The sequence below is a fragment of the Bacteroides sp. AM32-11AC genome (assembly GCF_003603515.1).
In the GTDB taxonomy this organism is placed as follows: domain Bacteria; phylum Bacteroidota; class Bacteroidia; order Bacteroidales; family Bacteroidaceae; genus Bacteroides; species Bacteroides uniformis.
In genome coordinates this window covers 84,128-105,024 of the sequence record NZ_QTNH01000015.1, presented here as the reverse complement: position 1 = coordinate 105,024, position 20,897 = coordinate 84,128, and the positions used below count along the sequence as shown (strand labels likewise).

Below are 20,897 nucleotides of genomic sequence, written 5' to 3'. Positions count from 1 at the left end.
TTAATAATTTGTAATTAATACTATAGATAAATTTATGGATTACAGAAAGACAAATGCTCCTACTACTACGGTGACCCGTGATATGATGGAGTTGTGTGAGGATACCGGTAATGTATACGAAAGCGTAGCGATTATCGGAAAACGTGCCAACCAGATTAGTGTGGAAATCAAGAACGACCTTTCCAAAAAGCTTGCTGAGTTTGCCTCTTACAATGACAATCTGGAAGAAGTGTTCGAAAACCGGGAACAGATTGAGATTTCCCGCTATTACGAAAAACTGCCGAAGCCGACATTGATTGCAACACAAGAGTATGTGGAAGGTAAGATTTATTATCGCAATCCGGCTAAGGAAAAAGAAAAATTGCAGTAATGATACAGCGTATTCAATCTGTTTATTTGTTGTTGGTAACCGTCCTGCTGGTTGTGGCCATCTGCATGCCCGTAGGACAGTTCATCGGAGCGGACGGAGTGACGGCGCATGTTTTCAAGCCTCTGGGAGTGGCTTTGGCCGACGGAGGATTTCAGTCTACTTGGGGCTTGTTCGGAATATTGCTGCTCAGTGCACTGGTTGCCTTCTGTACGATATTCCTTTTCCGTAACCGTATGTTACAAATACGCATGACGATTTTCAGCAGCATCCTGCTGATAGGTTACTACATAGCCTTCTGCGTATTTATGTTTATTTTGAAGGGCGATTTGGATGCCACGGCTTTCCAGCTTGGATGGGCGCTTTGCCTTCCGGTGGTAGCCATCATCCTCAACTATCTGGCCTTCCGTGCCATCTACAAAGATGAGGTGATGGTGAAGGCTGCAGACCGTTTAAGAAGATAAGAAGGTTTATCTACTTGATAATAACAAAAGGCAGACCACGTATTTCATTCGGGATACGTGGTCTGCCTTTTTTATCGTTTCTGCTTGGGGTTCAGCCGTTCCCATTATACTGTTCCCATTAGAGGAGATAGTCGTTCCTACGAGTGAAACGGGTGTTTCCCTACAAGCATTACTTCTTCAAGTCAAAGAGATAAGTTACCTTGGCCGTAATGACTCCGTGTGCGGAGCGCGAGAAAAAGTCCTTCTTGGTGCTGCCATAGAAATCGGACAAAGCATAGTAGTATCTTCCTTCTACAATGAAATTGCCTGCCTTGGTGCGTAGTTCTATGCCTGCTCCACCTGCAATGCCGTAGTCGAATTTGTTGTCTATGGCTTTGCCGTGCTGTTCCACGGTGATGTTGGTGTAGGAGTCTGCTACAGTGCCGTCCCAGTCGCCGTCTATCTTTTCGCTGTCGCCAAGCAGGAAGCCTATCTGCGGACCGGCATGGATGAAGAATTGCAGACCGCGGTCCTTGCCGAAGGCCAGATGTGCCAGGAAGGGTATTTCCACATAGTTCATGGTGCGTGTGTAGCTCAGTGTGGGATAGTCCTCATAGTACTCGTCCCAACCGTGCTGCGAGAAGTTCAGCTCGATTTGTGCACCGCAAATCATGCTGAAATATTTCTCGGAGATATATCGGGCTGTCACACCACCGTTGATGCCCATCAGATTCTTCTGCTTGATAGAGGGAGAGAAGCTTACGCTATTCAGATTGATGCCTCCATTGACGCCCACAGCGAAGTTGTGGCGTTGCTCGCCCACCTGCGCATGCAGGGGCAATATACATGCACACATCAGCAGGGCGAATATGATGATTGTTCTCAGGTTCATGCTATAAGTTATAAGTTACAAGCTACAAGCTACGAGTTAATAGTTATATAGTGGATTATCAGATGATTAATCATTAATCCCTAATCATTAATCAAAGTCCAGCTTCACCAGCTCAAAATTCTTGGTGAAGTGCACAAAAAACACTTTCTTGTTGATGAAGCCCCCCCAGTTGTTTACCCGTTGGAACTTGAAGCCGGTCTGGATGGGCACCAGGTCCAGCCCCTGCATGTTCTTCTCGAAGGAAGAGCCATAGTGCGCAAGTCCTTTCAGGAAGAAATAACCGGTATCGAAGCCCAACATGCCGAATTTGGGATAGCGTTCGTCCATCTCCTTGCCATACCATCTGCGGTAGCTCTTGGTGAAGTTGATGGCGGCAGGAAGCAGGTTGTTGGTATAGAAAGAGGAATAGAAATAGGTGTCCAGTTCGAAGAAGGCTTCCAGGTGGTCTTTGGTGTAGGTCTGCCACTCCGGATAGCCGAACAGATGGACACGGCTTTCGGGTTGCTCGCGTACCAACAGCGTCAGTTGGGGAAGTATCTTAATCAATGTCAGGTTGCTGCCGGATGTGGGGATGAAGATATTCTCACGGTCCGTGCGTAATACTGTTTTCAGGGATTCTACAGTGACATCCTCTTTCAGGCTCTTCATCGGGATGGAACGGTTGCGCAGTTCGTCTTTCAGTCCCTTGATGAATTCTGCCTTGTCCTTGGCGCCCTGGCTGGCTTCAATGAAGATGACGTTGGCGTTGGGGAACTGGCGCACAAAGTGGTCGTACACCTCGGAGTACAGATAGGATTGGGGAGTATTTATCTGATAGACCGCCGGATTCTGGAATACCGTGTTGTCTTTCGATGTGAATGGTATCACCAGGCGCGTGTCTTGTTTCTTGGCAAACTCGGCCAGCGGCTTGATGTGCTGTTGGTACAGAGGCCCGAAGATGATGTCCATGTCCTTCATCTCGCTTTTACCCAGGATGGAGTTCAGCGAGGCACTTTCGGGACCCGAATTGTAAGTGTACAAGTCAATGGAAGTGCCGGTACGTTTCAGGCTGTCTACGGCCATCAGCAGGCCTTCGTAGTATTCCACCATACGGGAAGACTCGCTCTTCGATACCCCGTTCAGGAAGGGGAGGATGACGGCAGCCTTGATGGTGCTGAAGCGCTCTGTCTCTTTCCTGTTTTCACGGAATAGCTCGCTGTCGGTAGGCATTGCCTGCGGCTGCGCGCTTTGCTCCGCTTGCGCCTTGGGATAGGGAATGCAGAGGAAGGTTCCCTTCTTTATTTTGTTTTCACCTTTCAATTCCGGGTTGGCGGCTATCAGTTCGGCTTCGCTGATGCCGTATTCACGGCTGATGCTGAATACGGTTTCTTTCCGTTTCACCTTGTGCATGTCACGGCATCGTGACTCTACGGGGCCGGGAATATTGTTGTTGGCAACCACAGTGTTGCTTTGGGTCTCAGCTGGGGCAGTGGTCTCGGCTTCGGCTGTAGAGGGAATGAGGATGACTTGTCCGATACGGAAATTCTCGGCGCTCAGTCCAGGGTTGGCGTCACAGATGGCTTTGGCAGATACGTTGTATTTCACGGTCAGCCGGTAGAGGGTCTCGCCGGATGCGATGGTGTGGTATGTTTCTTTTTGTGCGTTGGCGGCACTGCGGGGGATACGCAGCGTGCGTCCGATGAATATTCTCTCGTCACTGCCGGGATTCAGTTTGATGATGTCTGCCTGGCTGACGCCGTACATGCTGGCGATGGAGTAGAGACTTTGTCCTTTTTCGATGGTATGCAGGAAATAAGATTGGTTCTCTTGTGCCACTGCACCCAGCGTGCATGCGCTGGCAAGCAGCAGGGAGCAGATAATGCGGTTAATCGTTTTCATTCAGTAATCGTTGGTTTATGTTTACAATTTCCCAAAGTAGCTGCAAAGGTACGAATATTGTGGCATTTCTGCCAAAGGATTGCGTTAAGAAATAATATTGTGCATTTCAAAACTGAAAAATAGCGCTTTTCGGCTGGTATTCGGGGGGAAACAGTTATTTTTGCAGTTAAAACGATAGGATAAATTAACATGCAAGAAGAAACAGAATATATCAATGTATATGGTGCGCGCGTGCACAACCTTAAGAATATCGATGCCGAGATTCCCCGTAACAGCCTTACGGTGATTACCGGACTGAGCGGAAGCGGCAAGTCCTCGCTGGCATTCGATACTATCTTTGCCGAAGGGCAGCGCCGCTATATCGAGACTTTTTCGGCATACGCCCGCAACTTCCTGGGGAACTTGGAGCGTCCGGACGTGGACAAGATAACGGGACTGAGCCCGGTTATCTCCATCGAGCAGAAAACCACCAACAAGAATCCGCGCTCCACCGTGGGCACTACCACCGAGGTGTACGATTACCTGCGTCTGCTCTATGCCCGCGCCGGCGACGCCTACTCCTACCTCTCGGGCGAGAAGATGGTGAAGTACACCGAAGAGCAGATACTGGACCTCATCTTGAAAGACTATAAAGGAAAGCGCATCTACATCCTTGCCCCGCTGGTGCGGGGTCGTAAGGGACACTACAAGGAGCTTTTCGAGCAGGTGCGCAAGAAAGGCTACCTCTACGTGCGTGTGGACGGCGAGGTGCGCGAAGCCCTGCCCGGTATGAAGCTGGACCGCTACAAGAACCACGATGTGGAGGTAGTGATAGACAAGCTTGTGGTGGCAGATAAGGACGACACGCGCCTGAAGAACAGCGTAGCCACCGCCATGCGCCAGGGCGACGGGCTGCTGATGATACTCGATGCGCAGACCGACAGCGTGCGCCATTACAGCAAGCGGCTGATGTGTCCCGTGACGGGCTTGTCCTATCGGGAGCCGGCACCGCACAACTTCTCCTTCAACTCCCCGCAGGGCGCATGCCCCAAGTGCAAAGGGCTGGGGGTGGTGAGCCAGATTGACATCGACAAGGTGATTCCCGACCGCGAGCTCTCCATCGCCGGAGGTGCCATCGCACCCTTGGGGAAAGCCAAGAACAGCATGATTTTCTGGCAGATTACCGCCTTGCTGGAGAAGTATGAGGCAACGCTGAAAACTCCGGTGAAGGAGCTGCCGGAGGATGCACTGGACGAGGTGCTCTACGGCTCGGACGAGCGCATCAAGATAAAGAGTTCGCTGATAGGCACCTCTTCCGACTACTTCGTGACGTTTGAGGGTGTCATCAAATACATTCAGATGTTGCAAGAGAAGGATGCTTCTGCCACGGCGCAGAAGTGGGCGGACCAGTTTGCCAAGACTGCCGTTTGTCCGGAGTGCCATGGCGCCAAGCTGAACAAGGAAGCGCTTTCGTTCCGCATCCACGACAAGAACATCTACGAACTGTCCACAATGGACATTAGCGAGCTGTATGACTGGCTATCTGCCGTAGACCCGTATCTCAGTAGCAAGCAACAGCAGATTGCCGGTGAAATCCTGAAGGAAATCCGTACACGGCTCAAATTTCTGCTCGATGTAGGTTTGGATTATCTTTCGCTGAACCGTAGTTCCGTCAGCCTTTCCGGTGGTGAAAGCCAGCGTATCCGCCTGGCTACGCAGATAGGTTCACAGCTGGTGAATGTGCTGTATATATTGGATGAGCCGAGTATCGGCCTGCACCAACGCGACAACCAGCGCTTGATACACTCTTTGAAGGAACTGCGCGACATTGGCAACTCCGTCATTGTGGTGGAGCATGACAAGGACATGATGCTGGCTGCCGATTACGTCATTGATATGGGTCCGAAAGCTGGTCGCCTGGGAGGGGCTGTCGTCTTTGCCGGCACTCCCCGCGAAATGCTCCGGACGCATACGCTGACCTCCCAATATCTGAATGGAGAACGTGCCATCGAGGTGCCTGCCAAGCGTCGCGAGGGCAATGGACACAGTCTGTGGCTGCGTGGCGCCAAAGGTAATAATCTGAAAAATGTGGATGTGGAGTTCCCGCTGGGCAAGCTGATTTGCGTTACCGGTGTTTCCGGCAGTGGCAAGTCCACGCTTATCAACGAGACGTTGCAGCCTATTCTTTCGCAGAAGTTCTATCGTTCACTGCAGGATCCTTTGGACTATGACAGTATTGAAGGGCTGGAATATATAGACAAGGTGGTGAATGTGGACCAGTCTCCTTTGGGACGAACGCCGCGTTCCAATCCTGCCACTTATACCGGTGTGTTTTCCGATATCCGCAATCTGTTTGTCGGTTTGCCCGAAGCGAAGATACGTGGATATAAGGCGGGACGCTTCTCCTTCAACGTCAGTGGCGGACGTTGCGAGGCTTGCCAAGGCAATGGGTACAAGTGCATTGAGATGAATTTCCTGCCGGATGTGTATGTGCCTTGCGAGGTGTGTCACGGCAAACGCTACAACCGAGAGACGCTGGAAGTGCGTTTTAAGGGAAAATCCATTGCCGATGTGCTGGATATGACTATCAACCGTGCGGTGGAGTTCTTCGAGAATGTGCCTCAGATATTGAATAAGATTAAGGTTATCCAGGAAGTGGGATTGGGCTATATCAAGCTGGGACAGTCCTCCACCACGCTCTCCGGAGGTGAGAGCCAGCGCGTAAAGTTGGCTACGGAACTCTCCAAGCGTGATACGGGCAAGACACTCTATATCCTCGACGAACCTACCACCGGACTTCATTTTGAAGATATCCGCGTACTGATGAATGTACTGAACAAACTTGTTGACAAAGGAAACACCGTCATCGTCATAGAGCATAATCTCGATGTCATCAAGATGGCGGACTACATCATTGATATGGGTCCCGAAGGTGGCAAGGGGGGAGGGGAACTCCTCTCCTGCGGAACACCCGAAGAGGTGGCGAAGAGCGAGAAAGGCTATACTCCGAAATTCCTGCGTGAAGAGCTGGGGGATAATTACTAATTACTAATTTTGTAACTTGTTATGGTGAAAATTAATAAGACGAATGCAGCGCGGCTGCTCGACAAAGCCAAGATAGCCTATGAACTCATTCCCTACGAGGTGGATGAGAACGATTTGAGCGCCGTACATGTAGCCGCCAGTTTGGGCGAGGACATCAACTGCGTGTTCAAGACACTGATTCTTCACGGCGATAAATCCGGTTACTTTGTCTGCGTCATCCCAGGTGAGCACGAAGTGGATTTAAAATTGGCGGCAAAGGCATCGGGCAACAAGAAGTGCGACCTCATTCCGGTTAAGGAACTTTTACCTCTGACGGGCTACATCCGCGGAGGTTGTTCGCCCATCGGCATGAAGAAGCCTTTCCCTACCTATATCCATGAAACGTGCCTGCGGTTTCCGTATATCTATATCAGTGCCGGACAACGTGGTTTGCAGCTTAAACTGGACCCGAAGGATTTGGTAAAAGAAGTGCGTGCAGAAGTTTGTGTTCTTTTTAATGAATAAATCTTCTATTTCTGCCGAGATATTTTAATTTTATAAGGAAATATTCAATAGAATTTATATATTTGCAGGAATTATTCAAGAAATCAATCCAATTACTAATTCTAAAAACTAATTTTTATGTTCAACAAACACCCTAAAGGTCTGATTGCCGCATCTTTTGCTAATTTAGGCGAGCGTTTCGGCTTTTATACCATGATGGCCATTCTTGTACTTTTTCTGCAAGCCAAGTTCGGATTGGATGGAAAAGAGGCAGGTTTGATCTACTCAACATTTTATTTTTCTATTTACATTCTTGCATTGATAGGTGGTATTATTGCCGACAGAACCCGTAATTACAAAGGTACCATCTTTGCCGGTATTGTCTTGATGGCGGTAGGTTACTTGATGCTGGCCATCCCGTCTCCTACACCGGTTGCCAATAAGACCTTGTTTCTGGTGATTACTTGTGCAGCCTTGTTTGTCATTGCTTTCGGAAATGGTCTTTTCAAGGGAAATCTTCAAGCGCTGGTAGGGCAGATGTACGACAATCCTCAATATTCCAGCATGCGTGATTCTGGTTTCTCCTTATTCTATATGTTCATCAATGTAGGTGCCATCTTTGCTCCGTTTGCCGCAGTAGGCGTACGTAACTGGTGGCTGTCCACATTCGGCTACAATTATGATGCCGACCTGCCTGCCCTTTGCCACGGACATCTGGCAGGAACGTTGACTCCCGAAGCTGTGGACACTTATAGTGCACTGGCAACGAAAGCCACTATTTCCGGAACACCCGTAACGGATATGACGGTATTTGCCAATGAATATCTGAACGTGTTTACCACCGGTTTCCATTATGCATTCGGTGTAGCTATCTTGGCTATGGTTCTTTCTTTGATAATTTTCGTCATCAACAGAAAGAAATTCCCCGATCCCAGCAAGAAGGTTGCTGCAAAAGCGGGCGATGCCACTGCAGTGGAGATGAATGCACAAGAGGTAAGACAGCGCATGTATGCATTGTTTGCCGTATTCGGTGTGGTAATTTTCTTCTGGTTCTCGTTCCATCAGAATGGATTGACACTGACTTATTTTGCCAAGGAATATACAGATTTGAATTTGTTCGGCATGGCTATTTCAGCTGAGCTGTTCCAGTCTTTGAACCCGATTTTCGTTGTGTCTCTCACTCCGGTCATCATGGCTGTCTTTGCAGCACAGCGTGCCAAGGGTAAAGAGCCTTCCACTCCGCGGAAGATTGCCATCGGTATGGGTATTGCTGCCACCGGCTTCCTTATAATGGCTATCGGTTCTTATGTAAGCAACTTGCCGATGCACAAGGATATTATCGCTTTGGGTACCTCTCCGGTGAAGGTGACTCCGCTGTTGCTGATGGTTACCTATCTGATATTGACTGTTGCCGAATTGTACATTTCTCCGTTGGGCATTTCATTCGTGTCCAAGGTGGCTCCTCCCAAATATCAGGGTATCATGCAGGGCGGTTGGCTCGGCGCTACTGCCATTGGTAATCAGTTGCTCGTTATCGGTGCTATCCTTTACGAAAGTATTCCTATCTGGATGACGTGGACGGTATTTGTAGTAGCGTGCTGCATTTCGATGTTCACCATGCTGTTCATGCTGAAATGGCTTGAAAAGGTGGCGAAGTAATCGGAAACGAAAGATAAAACTAAAGGCTGCGCAATGTTCGTAATGAACTGCGCAGCCTTTAGTTTTTGGAGGGCTTTTAATGCCGGGACTCAGATTTCCAGTCCCATGATGTAGTCATTCATGTAATATCCGTTTCCTATCGGGAAATCCCCTTCACGGAGTTTCCGCATTCCCATATGTTCGTAAAACTGCAGTGCCTTGTTGTTACGGTTCACATTCAATTCCATCAGACAAGGGCCGGGATGCACTTTCTTGATGTACTTGATGGCTTCGCGAAAGAGGAAACTGCCGCAATGTGCACCCTGGTAATAGGGGAGTACATAAATCTTTTGCAGGTGGAATAAATCTTCTCCTTGCTGCTGTACGGACACATAGCCCGCCGCTTCACATTCTTCGTAAGCCAGGAAATAGACGTGGCCTTCCTCTTCCATTTGCTTACGGATATTGTCCAATGAATACATCCATTCCATCATGTAGTCGGTCTGCTCGGGAGTAAGGATATCCTTATACGTGACGGGAAATATTTGCTGCGCAAGTTTCTGAATCAGTGCGCAGTCTGCTGTCGTTGCTTTTCTTATGGTAAACATATCGGTTGTATTTATACTGTTTGGGGTGTAAAGTTAAGCCTTTTTTGTGAAACAATCGTTATCTTTGCAGACCGTTACCGAACTAACTAATTTTGATTTTAAAAATTATGGCATTTACGAGCAACATTATGATTGTCCGCCACAGATTACTGAAGGAACTGGTAAAGCTGTGGAATAACAACGAACTTGTGGATAAAATAGACCGGCTGCCCATCGAGCTGAGTCCGAAGAGGTCCAAGCACGCGGGACGCTGCTGTGTGCACAAAGAGCGCGCGGTGTGGAAGTACAAGTCATTGCCGCTTCTGGGACTCGATATGGAGGACGAGACGGATGAGCTGACCCCCTTGTCGGAGTACGCTGCCCGTGCACTGGACAGAGCGGAAAATGGCAGGCCGAAAGACAACATCATGTGTGTGATTGACGAAGCTTGTTCGGCATGTGTGCAGATTAACTACGAGATTACGAACCTCTGCCGCGGATGTACGGCACGCAGTTGCCAGGTGAATTGTCCCAAGAAGGCAGTGCACGTCAAGGAGAGCGGTCAGGCATGGATTGACCATGATGCATGTATCAGTTGCGGCATCTGCCATAAGAGTTGTCCCTACCATGCCATTGTTTATATTCCCGTACCTTGTGAGGAAGCTTGTCCCGTGAAAGCCATCAGTAAGGATGAGAAGGGGATAGAGCATATTGACGAAAGCAAATGTATCTATTGCGGAAAGTGTCTCAATGCATGTCCATTCGGAGCAATTTTCGAAATATCGCAGGTGTTCGACGTGTTGCACAGAATCCGCAAGGGTGAGCAGGTGGTGGCTATCGTGGCTCCGTCCATCCTGGGGCAGTTCAAGACGACTATTGAACAAGTGTATGGCGCATTGAAACAAGTCGGTTTTACGGATGTCATTGAGGTGGCTCAGGGTGCGATGGATACCGTCAGCAACGAGGCGCACGAGCTGATTGAGAAGCTGGAGGAGGGTCAGAAGTTTATGACGACTTCCTGTTGTCCGTCTTATATAGAGTTGGTGAACAAGCATATTCCTGCCATGAAGCCTTACGTGTCGGGCACCGGTTCGCCAATGTATTATGCTGCCCGCATTGCTAAAGAGAAGTATCCGGATGCGAAGGTGGTCTTCATAGGTCCTTGCGTTGCCAAGCGCAAAGAGGCGCAGCGCGACGAGGCGGTGGACTTTATCATGACTTTCGAGGAGGTGGCTTCCGTGCTTGCCGGGCTGGATATTCAGATGGAGCAGGCAAAGCCCTATTCCATGAGTTTCACTTCTGTGCGCGAGGCGCATGGTTTTGCGCAGGCAGGAGGCGTGATGGGTGCCGTGAAAGCCTATCTGAAGGAAGAGGCAGATAAAATCAATGCCGTACAAGTGGCTAATCTGGATAAGAAGGCTATCGGTGCGTTGCGTGCTTATGCCAAGTCGGGCAAGGCTCCGGGGCAATTTATTGAAGTGATGGCTTGCGAGGGCGGTTGTATTACCGGGCCATGTTCGCATAATGAAATAACTGCCGGAAAGCGCCAGCTGACGCAGGAGTTGGCAAAGAGAAAAGAGACATATTAGCCCTTTGTCCGTTTATATGAAGCATTTGATTGACAAACTGCGGAGCAACCGCAGGCTGGATGCCGAAGAGTATAAAGCCATGCTTCTTTGCCGGGACACAGAACTTGCAGCCTACCTGCAGGAGCTTGCTCGGGAAGAAGCGCTTGCCCGCTTTGGCAATAAAATCTTCATTCGCGGACTGATTGAGATAACCAACCGTTGCCGCAATAACTGCTACTATTGCGGCATACGGAAGGAGAACCGGAACATAACCCGTTATGAGCTGACGCAGGAGGAGATTCTTTCGTGTTGCCATGAAGGCTATCGGTTGGGCTTCCGTACCTTTGTGCTGCAAGGGGGCGAAGCGCCGGCGGTGAAGGATGAGGGGATGGTGGAGACAGTTGCCGCCATCCGGCAATCCTTCCCGGATTGTGCCATTACCTTATCCTTGGGCGAGAAATCGCGGGAAGCCTACGAACGTTTCTTCCTGGCAGGTGCCAACCGCTATCTGTTGCGGCACGAAACCTGCAACGAAGGGCATTATCACCGGCTTCATCCTGCGGAGATGTCCCTTTCCCATCGGTTGCAATGCTTGGACTGGCTGAAAGAGATAGGCTATCAAGTGGGAACCGGAATCATGGTGGGCAGTCCTTACCAGACGGTGGACCATTTGGTAGAAGACATTCTCTTCATCGAACGGTTTCAGCCGGAGATGATAGGCATGGGACCTTTTCTTCCGCATCACGATACTCCGTTTGCCTCTTTTCCGCCGGGAGATATGGAGTTGACGTTGAAGTTGCTTTCTATCTTCCGGTTGATGCATCCCGCGGCACTGATACCTGCTACCACTGCCCTGGCCACACTTGCTCCGGACGGACGGGAACGGGGAATATTGGCTGGCGCCAATGTCGTGATGCCTAATCTTTCGCCTTCTCATCAGCGGGCGAAGTACTCCCTCTATGATAACAAAGCTTCTGCGGGTGCCGAAGCGGCAGAAGGTTTGCAAAAATTGGAGGAACAACTGAAAGGGATAGGCTACGAGGTATCAAGAGAGAGAGGAGATTATGAGAATGGAGAATTGACCGTTGATAATTGATAATTTTCAAATCTTCATTCTTTATTTAATTACCAATTATCAATTTACGAAGTGTATAACATAAAGTCAAGACAAGCGGAAGAATTCATCAATCACCAGGAGATATTGGATACATTGGAGTATGCGCAGGCAAACCGCAACAACCGTCCGCTCATCGAAAGTTTGATTGACAAGGCTGCTTTGTGCCAGGGTCTTTCCCATCGGGAAGCAGCCCTGCTGCTGGAATGTGACGAGCCGGGACTGGTGGAGCGCATCTTCCATCTGGCACGCGAAATCAAACAGAAATTCTATGGTAACCGCATCGTGATGTTTGCCCCGCTTTATCTTTCCAACTATTGCGTGAACGGTTGCGTCTATTGCCCGTATCATGCCAAGAACCGTACCATTCCCCGCAAGAAACTCTCGCAAGAGGAGATACGCCGCGAGGTTGTCGCCTTGCAGGACATGGGGCATAAACGCCTTGCCCTGGAAGCCGGAGAGGACCCGCGAAACAACCCTATCGACTATATCCTGGAGTCCATCCGCACCATTTACAGCATCCATCACAAAAACGGAGCCATCCGCCGGGTGAATGTCAACATAGCCGCCACTACGGTGGAGAACTACCGGTTGCTGAAAGAAGCAGGCATCGGCACCTATATCCTTTTTCAAGAGACTTACAGCAAAGAGCATTACGAAGCCCTGCATCCCACAGGACCCAAGAGTAACTATGCCTACCACACCGAAGCGATGGACCGCGCCATGGAGGGCGGCATCGATGACGTAGGTATCGGCGTATTGTTCGGTCTGAACACCTATCGCTATGACTTCGTAGGACTGCTGATGCATGCCGAACATCTGGAAGCTGCCTTTGGCGTGGGTCCGCATACCATCAGCGTGCCGCGTATCTGTCCGGCAGATGACATTTCGACCGAAGATTTTCCCGATGCCATCTCGGATGAGATGTTCTGCCGTATTGTGGCAGTGGCGCGTATTGCGGTGCCTTATACGGGAATGATTATTTCCACCCGTGAGTCGGAAGCCGTACGCCGTCGGGTGCTCGAACTGGGTGTTTCGCAGATAAGCGGCGGTTCACGCACCAGCGTAGGAGGTTATGCCGTGCCGGAAGCCAAAGAGGAAGACTCCTCCCAATTCGATGTGAGCGACCGGCGTACGCTGGATGAAGTGGTGAGCTGGCTGCTCGACCTGGGGCATATCCCCAGCTTCTGCACCGCCTGCTACCGTAAGGGACGTACCGGAGACCGCTTCATGTCGCTCGTCAAGCGCGGACAGATAGCAAACTGCTGTCAGCCCAATGCACTGATGACATTAAAAGAATATCTGGAGGACTATGCTTCCCCCGAAACCAAGGAGAAGGGCATACGGCTGATTTGTGAGGAGATGACACATATCCCGAACCCTAAGATACGGGCGATGGCCGAACGCAACCTCCAGGAAATAGGAGAAGGGAAAAGAGACTTTAGATTTTAGCTTTCGGATTTATGAATAATACACCTCATTCCAACCGTCTGCACATTGCCGTCTTTGGGCGGCGGAACAGTGGAAAGTCCAGCCTGGTCAATGCCTTGACCGGGCAAGACACGGCATTAGTATCCGCAACGCCCGGCACTACTACCGACCCCGTGACTAAAGCCATGGAGGTATATCCTTTGGGACCGTGCCTTTTTATCGATACCCCCGGTTTTGATGATGACGAAGGCGAGTTGGGCGGTATGCGCGTGGAGCGTACCTTAAAGACGGTGGAGAAAGCGGACATCGCCCTCTTGCTCTATGAAGCTGACGGAACGCTGGAACAGCAATGGATAAAGCTGCTGGCAGCGCGCGAAATTCCCGTGATACTGATACTGAATAAAGCTGATTCGCGTCAAGACACCGCTTCCGTGGTGCTTCGGATTGAAAAGGAGTGCGGGCAGGTTCCCGTTGTGGTCAGTGCCAAAGAGGGTACCGGCATTCAAGGCATCTTCGATGCTATTCTCGAAAAGCTTCCCGAGAATTTTGGTGAGCAGACCATCACGGGAAACTTGGTAAGCGAGGGTGATGTTGTCCTACTGGTTATGCCCCAGGATATGCAAGCCCCAAAAGGCCGTCTCATTCTTCCGCAAGTGCAGACCATCCGCGAGTTGCTGGACAAGAAGTGCCTGGTGATGAGTTGCACCACCGACAAGCTGCAAGCTTCCCTGCAAGCCCTTGCCCGTCCGCCCAAGCTGATTATCACCGATTCACAAGTATTTCCCATCGTCTATCAGCAAAAGCCTGCCGAGAGTAGTCTTACTTCCTTCTCGGTTCTTTTTGCCGGTTATAAAGGAGATATCAATGCCTTCGTGGAGGGGGCTGCCGCTATCCATAGCTTGACACCCCAATCGCGTGTACTGATAGCCGAAGCCTGCACCCATGCTCCGCTGACTGAGGACATCGGTACCGTCAAAATTCCCCGCCTGCTACGAAAACGCATCGGCGGGGAGTTGCAGATAGACTTCGTCTCCGGGAATGACTTTCCCATAGACTTGTCCCGATATGATTTGATTATCCATTGCGGCGCCTGCATGTTCAACCGGAAATATGTGCTCAATCGTATAGCCCATGCCCGTGCGCAACATATTCCTATGACGAACTACGGAGTGGCAATAGCCTGCCTGAGTGGTATACTGGACAAGATAATCATTCCTTGGGATGGATATCCGCAAGGTTGAAATGAGTTATTCCAGCTCCTCCAATATCTTCTTAACATCAATTGGTTGCAGCCTTCCGTACACCTTTTCGCCAATCATCACTACGGGTGCCAGTCCGCAGGCGCCTACGCAACGCAGGCAGTCGAGGGAGAACTTGCCGTCCGGAGTCGTTTCGCCCACTTCAATGCCCAGCACGCGTTTGAACTCTTCGAGCAGTTTCTCCGAACCACGCACGTAGCAGGCGGTACCCATACACACGGAGATGGGATGCTTCCCCTTGGGCAGCATCGTAAAGAAAGTATAGAACGTCACCACGCCGTACACGCGAGATACGGGAATACCCAGTTGGGCGGCAATGATACGCTGCATCTCTTCGGGCAGGTAGCCGTGCAGGTGCTGGGCTTCGTGGAGTATATTGATAAGTTCGCCGGGCTGGTTGCCATGCTTGTCACAAATGGCACGCACTTGTTTGACAACGTCACAAGCCAATTTTATTTCTGACATAGTTCTTCTGTTTTTTAGCGGTTAATCCATAGACTTGTTGAAGTAGTGTGTATGCAGCAGATGTTCCGCGGTTTCACTGAGCGGCTTGCCCAGATACTCTTCATACAGTGTCTTGATATAGGGGTTCTCGTGCGACTTCCGCAACGGTTTGTTGGCGTCCTCGCGATACAGCGCATTGGCACGTGCATAGAGCACGTCCGAATTGCCGTGGTGCAGCGGTTGGCCGCCACCGCCGATACAGCCGCCGGGACAAGCCATGATTTCAATTACATGATACTCGTTGTGCCCGTTGCGGATGTCCTCCAGCAGATGGCGTGCATTGCCCAGACCGTGGGCGATGCCTACTTTCAGTTCAAAGCCGTCCAGGTCGATGGTGGCGCGGCGTACACCGGCGAGTCCGCGCACTTGCTCAAAGTTTACATTATCCAGCGTCCGTCCCGTATAGATTTCGTAGACGGAGCGCAAGACTGCCTCCATCACGCCGCCGGTAGTGCCGAAGATAACGCCTGCACCCGTTGAGGCTCCCATCGGCAGGTCGAACTCTTTATCGGTCAGCAGTGTGAATCCTATGTTGGCGCGTCGGATGAGGCGTGTCAGCTCGCGGGTGGATATGGAGTAGTCCACGTCGGGATTGCCGTCTGTCTTGAACTCCTCTCGGTCGCATTCGTATTTCTTTGCCAGGCAGGGCATGATGGATACCACTACCAGCTTCTCACGGGGAATGCCCATCTTCTTTGCCCAGAATGTCTTGGCTATGGAGCCGAACATCTGTTGCGGCGAGCGTGCCGTAGAGGGTATGTCGAGCATGTCGGGGAAGTGGTGCTCGAAGAAGTTGACCCATGCCGGACAGCAGGAGGTAAGGATAGGCAGGCGGACGGACTTGTCGCCTTGGAGGTAACGGGTCAGGCGGTTCAGTATCTCGGCTCCTTCTTCCATGATGGTGAGGTCGGCGGCAAAGTCCGTGTCGAACACGTAGTCGAAACCCAGTTCGCGCAGGGCATATACCATCTTGCCCGTCACCAGTGTGCCGGGGGGCAGACCGAACTCTTCGCCCAGGGCGGCTCGTACGGCAGGTGCCGTCTGCACAATGACCACTTTGTCTGGATTGGCAAGGTCCTCGAGCAGGCGGTTGGTATGGTCGCGTTCCGTCAACGCGCCTACGGGGCAGACGGCTACGCACTGCCCGCAGTAGGTGCACTCACTGTCCGTCATCATCTTGTCGAAGGCGGGGGCAATGGTGGTGTTGAATCCGCGGCGGATGGCACCCAGCGCGCCTACGGTCTGCACGTCGTTGCAGACACTCTCGCAGCGGCGGCAGAAGATACATTTGTCCATGTTGCGGACGATGGACGAAGTCACCTCCCGCTTGCGGGGTGATAGCTCGCCGCCGTTGAAGGGCATGGTGCGGATGTTGAAGCGCAGTGCCAGCGTTTGTAGCTCGCAGTTGCCGCATTTGGGGCAGGTGAGGCAGTCGTTGGGATGGTCGGACAGGATGAGTTCGGCAACCACCTTGCGGGCATTCATCACGCGCAGGGTGCTGGTACGCACCACCATCCCCTCCGTACAGCGGGTGGCGCAGGCGGGGGCGAGGTTGCGCCGTCCTTCCACTTCAACCACACAGATGCGGCACGATGCGGGGTTGTTCTTGATGCAGGTACCCTTTAGGTCGATGTGACAAAGGGTAGGGATGTCGATACCTATTTTGCGGGCGGCTTCCAGGATGGTAGCGCCTTCGGGCACGGTGATGTAGTGCCGGTCTATTTGCAGGGTAATTTGTTTCTTTTCCATGGCAATGGGGGATTAGCAGACAGATATGGCTTTGAACTTGCAGCGTGCCATGCACATGCCGCACTTGATGCACTTGTCCGGATTGATGACGTGGGGCTTGCGCACATCTCCCAGAATGGCGTCTGCCGGACAATGCTTGAAGCAGAGGTGACAGCCGATGCACAACTCCGGATTGATGGTGTAGGTGAGCAGTGACTTGCATTGCCGGGCGCGGCAGGTCTTCTCCCTGACGTGCTTCACGTATTCGTCGTAGAAGTTGTTGAGGGTGGAGAGTACCGGGTTGGGCGAAGTCTGCCCCAGTCCGCAGAGGGCGGTGTCCTTTATCACTTGCCCCAGGGTGGAGAGGGTTTGCAGGTCTTTCTCGCTGCCACGTCCTTCGGTTATCTTGTTCAGTATTTCCAGCAGGCGCTTGTTGCCGATGCGGCAAGGGGTGCATTTTCCGCACGACTCCTCTACCGTGAAGTCCAGATAGAAGCGGGCTACGGACACCATGCAGTCGTCCTCATCCATTACAATCATGCCGCCGGAACCCATCATGGAACCTTCAGCAAGCAGGTTGTCGAAGTCTATCGGGGTATCCAGATGCTTCTCCGTCAGGCAGCCGCCCGAAGGACCTCCGGTCTGCACAGCCTTGAACTTCTTGCCGCCTTTGATGCCGCCGCCTATTTCGTAGATTACTTCGCGGAGGGTGGTTCCCATCGGAACCTCTATCAATCCTACGTTATTTATTTTTCCTGCAAGGGCAAAAACTTTTGTCCCCTTGGAGAATTCAGTTCCGATAGTTGAGAACCATTCTGCACCGCGTGTCAATATAATAGGTATGTTGGCAAGCGTCTCCACATTGTTCACGTTGGTGGGTTTGCCCAGATAGCCGGACTCTGCCGGGAAGGGAGGTTTCAAGGTAGGCTCTCCGCGCTTTCCCTCCATGGAGTGGATGAGTGCCGTCTCTTCGCCACAGACAAAGGCGCCTGCGCCATAGCGTATCTCGATGTCGAAGCAGAAGCCGGTGCCGAAGATGTTGTCTCCCAGCAATCCGTATTCGCGGGCTTGTGCAATGGCAGTCTTTAGCCGTTGGATGGCAAGCGGATATTCGGCACGGATGTAGACCAAGCCTTTGGACGAACCTATGGAGTAGCCGCAAAGCGCCATCGCTTCTACAATGGAGTGCGGGTCGCCTTCCATGATGGAGCGGTCCATAAATGCGCCGGGGTCACCTTCGTCGGCATTGCACACCACGTACTTGGTGTCGGCTTGCTGCCGGCTGGCAAGTTCCCATTTCCTTCCGGTGGGGAAACCGCCGCCGCCGCGTCCACGCAGACCGGAGCGCTTTATTTCTTCTATTACCGCTTCCGGCGTACCGTTCAGCAGGCTGTCTGCCAGTGCGCGGTAACCGTTCAAGCCGATGTATTCTTCTATATTCTCCGGGTCGATGAAGCCGCAGTTTCGTAGGGCGATGCGCATCTGCTTCCGGTAGAAGTCCATGTGCTTGGAGTCGCTGACGGCCTTTTCTGTTTTCGGGTCCACATAGAGCAGCCGTTCTATCTTCCGTCCGCCGATGATGTGTTCGCTGACTATTTCTTCCGCATCTTCGGGAGTGACCTGCGTATAGAAGGTATTGTCGGGGATAATCTTAACAATCGGTCCTTTCTCGCAGAAGCCGAAGCATCCGGTGGTGATTACATTTACTTGGTCGGTAATCTTGTTTTTCTCGAGTGCCTGCTGAAGTTTTTCAGCGATGACATGGCTGGCGGATGCCTTGCATCCCGTGCCGCCGCAAATCAGAATCTGCAGATGTTTAGTGCCTGCCGCCAGTCCGCAGCATTGTTCGGCCACTGCTTCATTGCTTTGTTCGCGCAACAGAAGTGCGTTTTCTGCCCTCTTCTTGATTGCTTCCAAATCATGGATAGTTAGTACTTTCATTACGTAATAGATTAGGGTCAGAAACAAAGATATGAAAAGCTTTTAGAATAGCAAAAAGAAAGTAGGTAAAGATTAGAATGGGGAAATTTCCCTATTTATATTACATTATGATATTGATTATACTTGTCCTATGAACATAGTAAAGTAGCTCTCGTCTTGTTAATTATGCTTAATATAAGGTACTTTGTAATACAAGGTACTGATATAATACATATATTTGTGTCATACAAGGAACAACAATAGAATGAATGAGGACACTCATTACTCTATTGCGCAGCAAAATAGTAAATCGTAAATTGTCAAATAGTAAATACCATTATGGATGTAAACAATGTAAAGTCGCAAATGCGCAAGGGCATGCTTGAATATTGCATCATGTTGCTGCTTCACAAGGAGCCGGCTTACGCTTCGGATATCATTCAGAAGTTGAAAGAAGCCAGACTGATTGTAGTGGAAGGTACACTTTATCCGTTGCTCACCCGTCTGAAGAACGACGACTTGCTGGGTTATGAATGGATTGAGTCTACGCAAGGTCCTCCACGTAAGTATTACCGGTTGACGGAAAAAGGAGAAGTCTTTCTCGGTGAACTGGAAATGTCCTGGAAAGAGTTGAACGAGACGGTGAATCACATCAGCAATTCTTGAAATGACCACAGAGAATATGCTGCATTCGCCGAATGGTAAATAGTAAATCGTAAATAGTCAAATTGTAAATAAATAGTGTGTTATGAAAAAGACATTAACTGTAAATTTAGGTGGAACCGTTTTTAATATTGATGATGACGCATACCGCCTTTTGGATAATTATCTGAGTAATCTCAAGATACACTTCCGTAAGGAAGCCGGTGCCGACGAGATTGTAGATGATATAGAACGCCGCATTTCCGAACTCTTTGCCGAGAAATTGTCGGCCGGTTCACAAGTAATCACGATTGCCGATGTGGAAGAGGTGATTGCCCGCATGGGAAAGCCGGAGGACATGGAGACGGAAGGAGAGAGCAGCAGTGCCGATGCCGGTAGTACAAATGCCGGAGGTGGTTATGGTGCCGGTGCATGGAGCAGCAATACCGCTTATAGCACTACACGCCGCCGTCTCTACCGCAATCCTGATGACAAGATGCTGGGTGGTGTCATTAGTGGAATGGCTGCCTATCTGGGTTGGGATGTGACTTTGCTCCGTCTGTTGCTGCTTGTCGTCTTGATTTGTGGGGTAGGAACGTTGATACCGGTTTATATCGTATGTTGGCTGATTATCCCGGAAGCCCGCACGGCTGCCGAGAAGTTAAGCATGCGCGGTGAGGCTGTTACGGTAGAGAATATCGGAAAGACGGTGACGGATGGCTTCGAGAAGGTTGCCAATGGGGTGAATGATTATATGAGGTCGGACAAGCCCCGTACTTTCTTGCAGAAGTTGGGAGATACGCTGGTGATGGTAGTCGGTTGGCTGTTGAAAATCTGTCTGGTGATATTCGCCATTATTTGCAGTCCGATACTGTTTGTGTTTGGAGTGGTATTCGTGGCGCTGTTGTTTGCTGCGATAGCGGTGGCTGTTGGTGGTGGTGCAGCTCTCATTTCCCTTTTCCCGATGGCTGATGTGGTACTGCCTACTTCTCCACTGTCTGCCATTGTGATGTACATTGCAGGAATCTTGCTGGTAGGAATTCCTTTGGTCAGCCTTGTGTGGGCCATCTTTAGCCAGATATTCAAGTGGCAGCCGATGAACTCCGGCTTGAAGTGGACGCTGGTTATCCTTTGGATTGTAAGTGCGGCTTGTTTCGGAATCTGTTTTGCGGTGCAGGGGGCTACTTTCCCGGAATTGGGTATCTTTAATTTCTGAGAATAGTAATTTCTTTTTTAATTGATATCGTGTTTGTAGAAATCTGATTTCTATAAACACGATATTTTTTTATTTGGTTGTAATTGGTTGTTATACAGTGAAATATTGCGTTTGGAAAAGGCGTTTTTTAAACGTTCGTTTAATGAACGCAAAGATAACGTGTATTTTTGAATCTCGCAAAATGTTTAATAAAAATATTCTAT

General features: G+C 50.5%; 17 protein-coding genes. 11 read left to right on the top strand and 6 right to left on the bottom strand.

Going from position 1 to position 20,897, the window contains the following annotated elements:
• Window positions 1–34 precede the first annotated feature (34 nt).
• On the top strand, window positions 35–370 hold the full coding sequence (locus tag DW800_RS15980) for a DNA-directed RNA polymerase subunit omega (RefSeq protein WP_005825356.1): 336 nt from the start codon (window positions 35–37) through the stop codon (window positions 368–370).
• Window positions 370–831: a DUF4293 domain-containing protein gene (locus DW800_RS15975; protein WP_005836580.1), complete on the top strand. Its 462-nt coding sequence runs from the start codon at window positions 370–372 to the stop codon at window positions 829–831. The genes DW800_RS15980 and DW800_RS15975 overlap by 1 nt, the downstream gene beginning before the upstream one ends.
• Before the next feature lie 169 nt (window positions 832–1,000).
• Here DW800_RS15975 and DW800_RS15970 read toward each other — a convergent pair whose 3' ends face one another.
• Window positions 1,001–1,702: a porin family protein gene (locus DW800_RS15970; protein WP_016273570.1), complete on the bottom strand. Its 702-nt coding sequence runs from the start codon at window positions 1,700–1,702 to the stop codon at window positions 1,001–1,003.
• An 87-nt stretch (window positions 1,703–1,789) separates the two neighbouring features.
• Complete coding sequence (locus DW800_RS15965) at window positions 1,790–3,580, bottom strand: LysM peptidoglycan-binding domain-containing protein (RefSeq protein WP_044467627.1); 1,791 nt, start codon at window positions 3,578–3,580, stop codon at window positions 1,790–1,792.
• A gap of 189 nt (window positions 3,581–3,769) precedes the next feature.
• Here DW800_RS15965 and uvrA point away from each other — a divergent pair, with 189 nt between their 5' ends.
• The 3 genes from uvrA (at window position 3,770) to DW800_RS15945 (ending at window position 8,746) form a co-directional block, all read left to right on the top strand.
• Window positions 3,770–6,604, top strand: a complete 2,835-nt coding sequence (uvrA, locus tag DW800_RS15955; protein ID WP_117703938.1) for an excinuclease ABC subunit UvrA — start codon at window positions 3,770–3,772, stop codon at window positions 6,602–6,604.
• Between the two features lie 24 nt (window positions 6,605–6,628).
• A complete protein-coding gene (ybaK, locus tag DW800_RS15950) occupies window positions 6,629–7,108 on the top strand; it encodes a Cys-tRNA(Pro) deacylase (protein WP_035458018.1) in 480 nt (159 codons plus the stop codon).
• 117 nt (window positions 7,109–7,225) lie between these two features.
• Entirely contained in the window at window positions 7,226–8,746 is a 1,521-nt protein-coding gene (locus DW800_RS15945; RefSeq protein ID WP_117703937.1) for a peptide MFS transporter, read from the top strand.
• An 89-nt stretch (window positions 8,747–8,835) separates the two neighbouring features.
• On the opposite strand, the gene DW800_RS15940 is transcribed toward DW800_RS15945, so the two are convergent.
• Window positions 8,836–9,333: a GNAT family N-acetyltransferase gene (locus DW800_RS15940; protein WP_008663324.1), complete on the bottom strand. Its 498-nt coding sequence runs from the start codon at window positions 9,331–9,333 to the stop codon at window positions 8,836–8,838.
• Between the two features lie 107 nt (window positions 9,334–9,440).
• On the opposite strand from DW800_RS15940, the gene DW800_RS15935 reads away from it, so the two are divergent.
• Genes DW800_RS15935 through hydF form a run of 4 tightly spaced genes read left to right on the top strand, consistent with a single transcriptional unit; the run spans window position 9,441 to window position 14,666 of the window.
• Window positions 9,441–10,901 (top strand): monomeric [FeFe] hydrogenase, encoded by a 1,461-nt coding sequence (locus DW800_RS15935; protein ID WP_005825346.1) that lies wholly within the window; start codon window positions 9,441–9,443, stop codon window positions 10,899–10,901.
• 16 nt (window positions 10,902–10,917) lie between these two features.
• A complete protein-coding gene (hydE, locus tag DW800_RS15930) occupies window positions 10,918–11,976 on the top strand; it encodes a [FeFe] hydrogenase H-cluster radical SAM maturase HydE (RefSeq protein WP_117703936.1) in 1,059 nt (352 codons plus the stop codon).
• A gap of 51 nt (window positions 11,977–12,027) precedes the next feature.
• Window positions 12,028–13,446 (top strand): [FeFe] hydrogenase H-cluster radical SAM maturase HydG, encoded by a 1,419-nt coding sequence (gene hydG / locus DW800_RS15925; RefSeq protein WP_035448346.1) that lies wholly within the window; start codon window positions 12,028–12,030, stop codon window positions 13,444–13,446.
• A gap of 11 nt (window positions 13,447–13,457) precedes the next feature.
• The gene (gene hydF, locus DW800_RS15920; protein ID WP_035448348.1) at window positions 13,458–14,666 is read left to right on the top strand and encodes a [FeFe] hydrogenase H-cluster maturation GTPase HydF; all 1,209 of its coding nucleotides are present in this window, start codon (window positions 13,458–13,460) and stop codon (window positions 14,664–14,666) included.
• A 6-nt stretch (window positions 14,667–14,672) separates the two neighbouring features.
• Here hydF and nuoE read toward each other — a convergent pair whose 3' ends face one another.
• From nuoE to DW800_RS15905, 3 genes are read right to left on the bottom strand one after another with little or no spacing between them, the layout of a single operon-like run.
• Window positions 14,673–15,149, bottom strand: coding sequence for an NADH-quinone oxidoreductase subunit NuoE (gene nuoE, locus DW800_RS15915; protein ID WP_005836594.1), 477 nt, complete (start codon window positions 15,147–15,149; stop codon window positions 14,673–14,675).
• Between the two features lie 21 nt (window positions 15,150–15,170).
• Window positions 15,171–16,937, bottom strand: a complete 1,767-nt coding sequence (locus DW800_RS15910; protein ID WP_117703935.1) for an NADH-dependent [FeFe] hydrogenase, group A6 — start codon at window positions 16,935–16,937, stop codon at window positions 15,171–15,173.
• 12 nt (window positions 16,938–16,949) lie between these two features.
• The gene (locus tag DW800_RS15905; RefSeq protein WP_035449255.1) at window positions 16,950–18,857 is read right to left on the bottom strand and encodes an NADH-ubiquinone oxidoreductase-F iron-sulfur binding region domain-containing protein; all 1,908 of its coding nucleotides are present in this window, start codon (window positions 18,855–18,857) and stop codon (window positions 16,950–16,952) included.
• Between the two features lie 318 nt (window positions 18,858–19,175).
• Between DW800_RS15905 and DW800_RS15900 the strand changes: the two genes are divergently transcribed.
• Both DW800_RS15900 and DW800_RS15895 read left to right on the top strand, forming a co-directional pair.
• Entirely contained in the window at window positions 19,176–19,502 is a 327-nt protein-coding gene (locus tag DW800_RS15900; protein WP_009038604.1) for a PadR family transcriptional regulator, read from the top strand.
• 82 nt (window positions 19,503–19,584) lie between these two features.
• Complete coding sequence (locus DW800_RS15895) at window positions 19,585–20,694, top strand: PspC domain-containing protein (RefSeq protein WP_009038603.1); 1,110 nt, start codon at window positions 19,585–19,587, stop codon at window positions 20,692–20,694.
• The last annotated feature ends 203 nt before the right edge of the window (window positions 20,695–20,897 follow it).

What these genes read in the sequence shown, in the direction of transcription:
- nuoE (WP_005836594.1), bottom strand. Translation starts at nt 15,149, where the DNA reads ATGTCAGAAATAAAATTGGCTTGTGACGTTGTCAAACAAGTGCGTGCC.
- DW800_RS15900 (WP_009038604.1), top strand. Translation starts at nt 19,176, where the DNA reads ATGGATGTAAACAATGTAAAGTCGCAAATGCGCAAGGGCATGCTTGAA.
- DW800_RS15975 (WP_005836580.1), top strand. Translation starts at nt 370, where the DNA reads ATGATACAGCGTATTCAATCTGTTTATTTGTTGTTGGTAACCGTCCTG.
- DW800_RS15970 (WP_016273570.1), bottom strand. Translation starts at nt 1,702, where the DNA reads ATGAACCTGAGAACAATCATCATATTCGCCCTGCTGATGTGTGCATGT.
- DW800_RS15945 (WP_117703937.1), top strand. Translation starts at nt 7,226, where the DNA reads ATGTTCAACAAACACCCTAAAGGTCTGATTGCCGCATCTTTTGCTAAT.
- DW800_RS15935 (WP_005825346.1), top strand. Translation starts at nt 9,441, where the DNA reads ATGGCATTTACGAGCAACATTATGATTGTCCGCCACAGATTACTGAAG.
- uvrA (WP_117703938.1), top strand. Translation starts at nt 3,770, where the DNA reads ATGCAAGAAGAAACAGAATATATCAATGTATATGGTGCGCGCGTGCAC.
- DW800_RS15910 (WP_117703935.1), bottom strand. Translation starts at nt 16,937, where the DNA reads ATGGAAAAGAAACAAATTACCCTGCAAATAGACCGGCACTACATCACC.
- DW800_RS15980 (WP_005825356.1), top strand. Translation starts at nt 35, where the DNA reads ATGGATTACAGAAAGACAAATGCTCCTACTACTACGGTGACCCGTGAT.
- DW800_RS15940 (WP_008663324.1), bottom strand. Translation starts at nt 9,333, where the DNA reads ATGTTTACCATAAGAAAAGCAACGACAGCAGACTGCGCACTGATTCAG.
- DW800_RS15905 (WP_035449255.1), bottom strand. Translation starts at nt 18,857, where the DNA reads ATGAAAGTACTAACTATCCATGATTTGGAAGCAATCAAGAAGAGGGCA.
- DW800_RS15895 (WP_009038603.1), top strand. Translation starts at nt 19,585, where the DNA reads ATGAAAAAGACATTAACTGTAAATTTAGGTGGAACCGTTTTTAATATT.
- DW800_RS15965 (WP_044467627.1), bottom strand. Translation starts at nt 3,580, where the DNA reads ATGAAAACGATTAACCGCATTATCTGCTCCCTGCTGCTTGCCAGCGCA.
- hydE (WP_117703936.1), top strand. Translation starts at nt 10,918, where the DNA reads ATGAAGCATTTGATTGACAAACTGCGGAGCAACCGCAGGCTGGATGCC.
- hydF (WP_035448348.1), top strand. Translation starts at nt 13,458, where the DNA reads ATGAATAATACACCTCATTCCAACCGTCTGCACATTGCCGTCTTTGGG.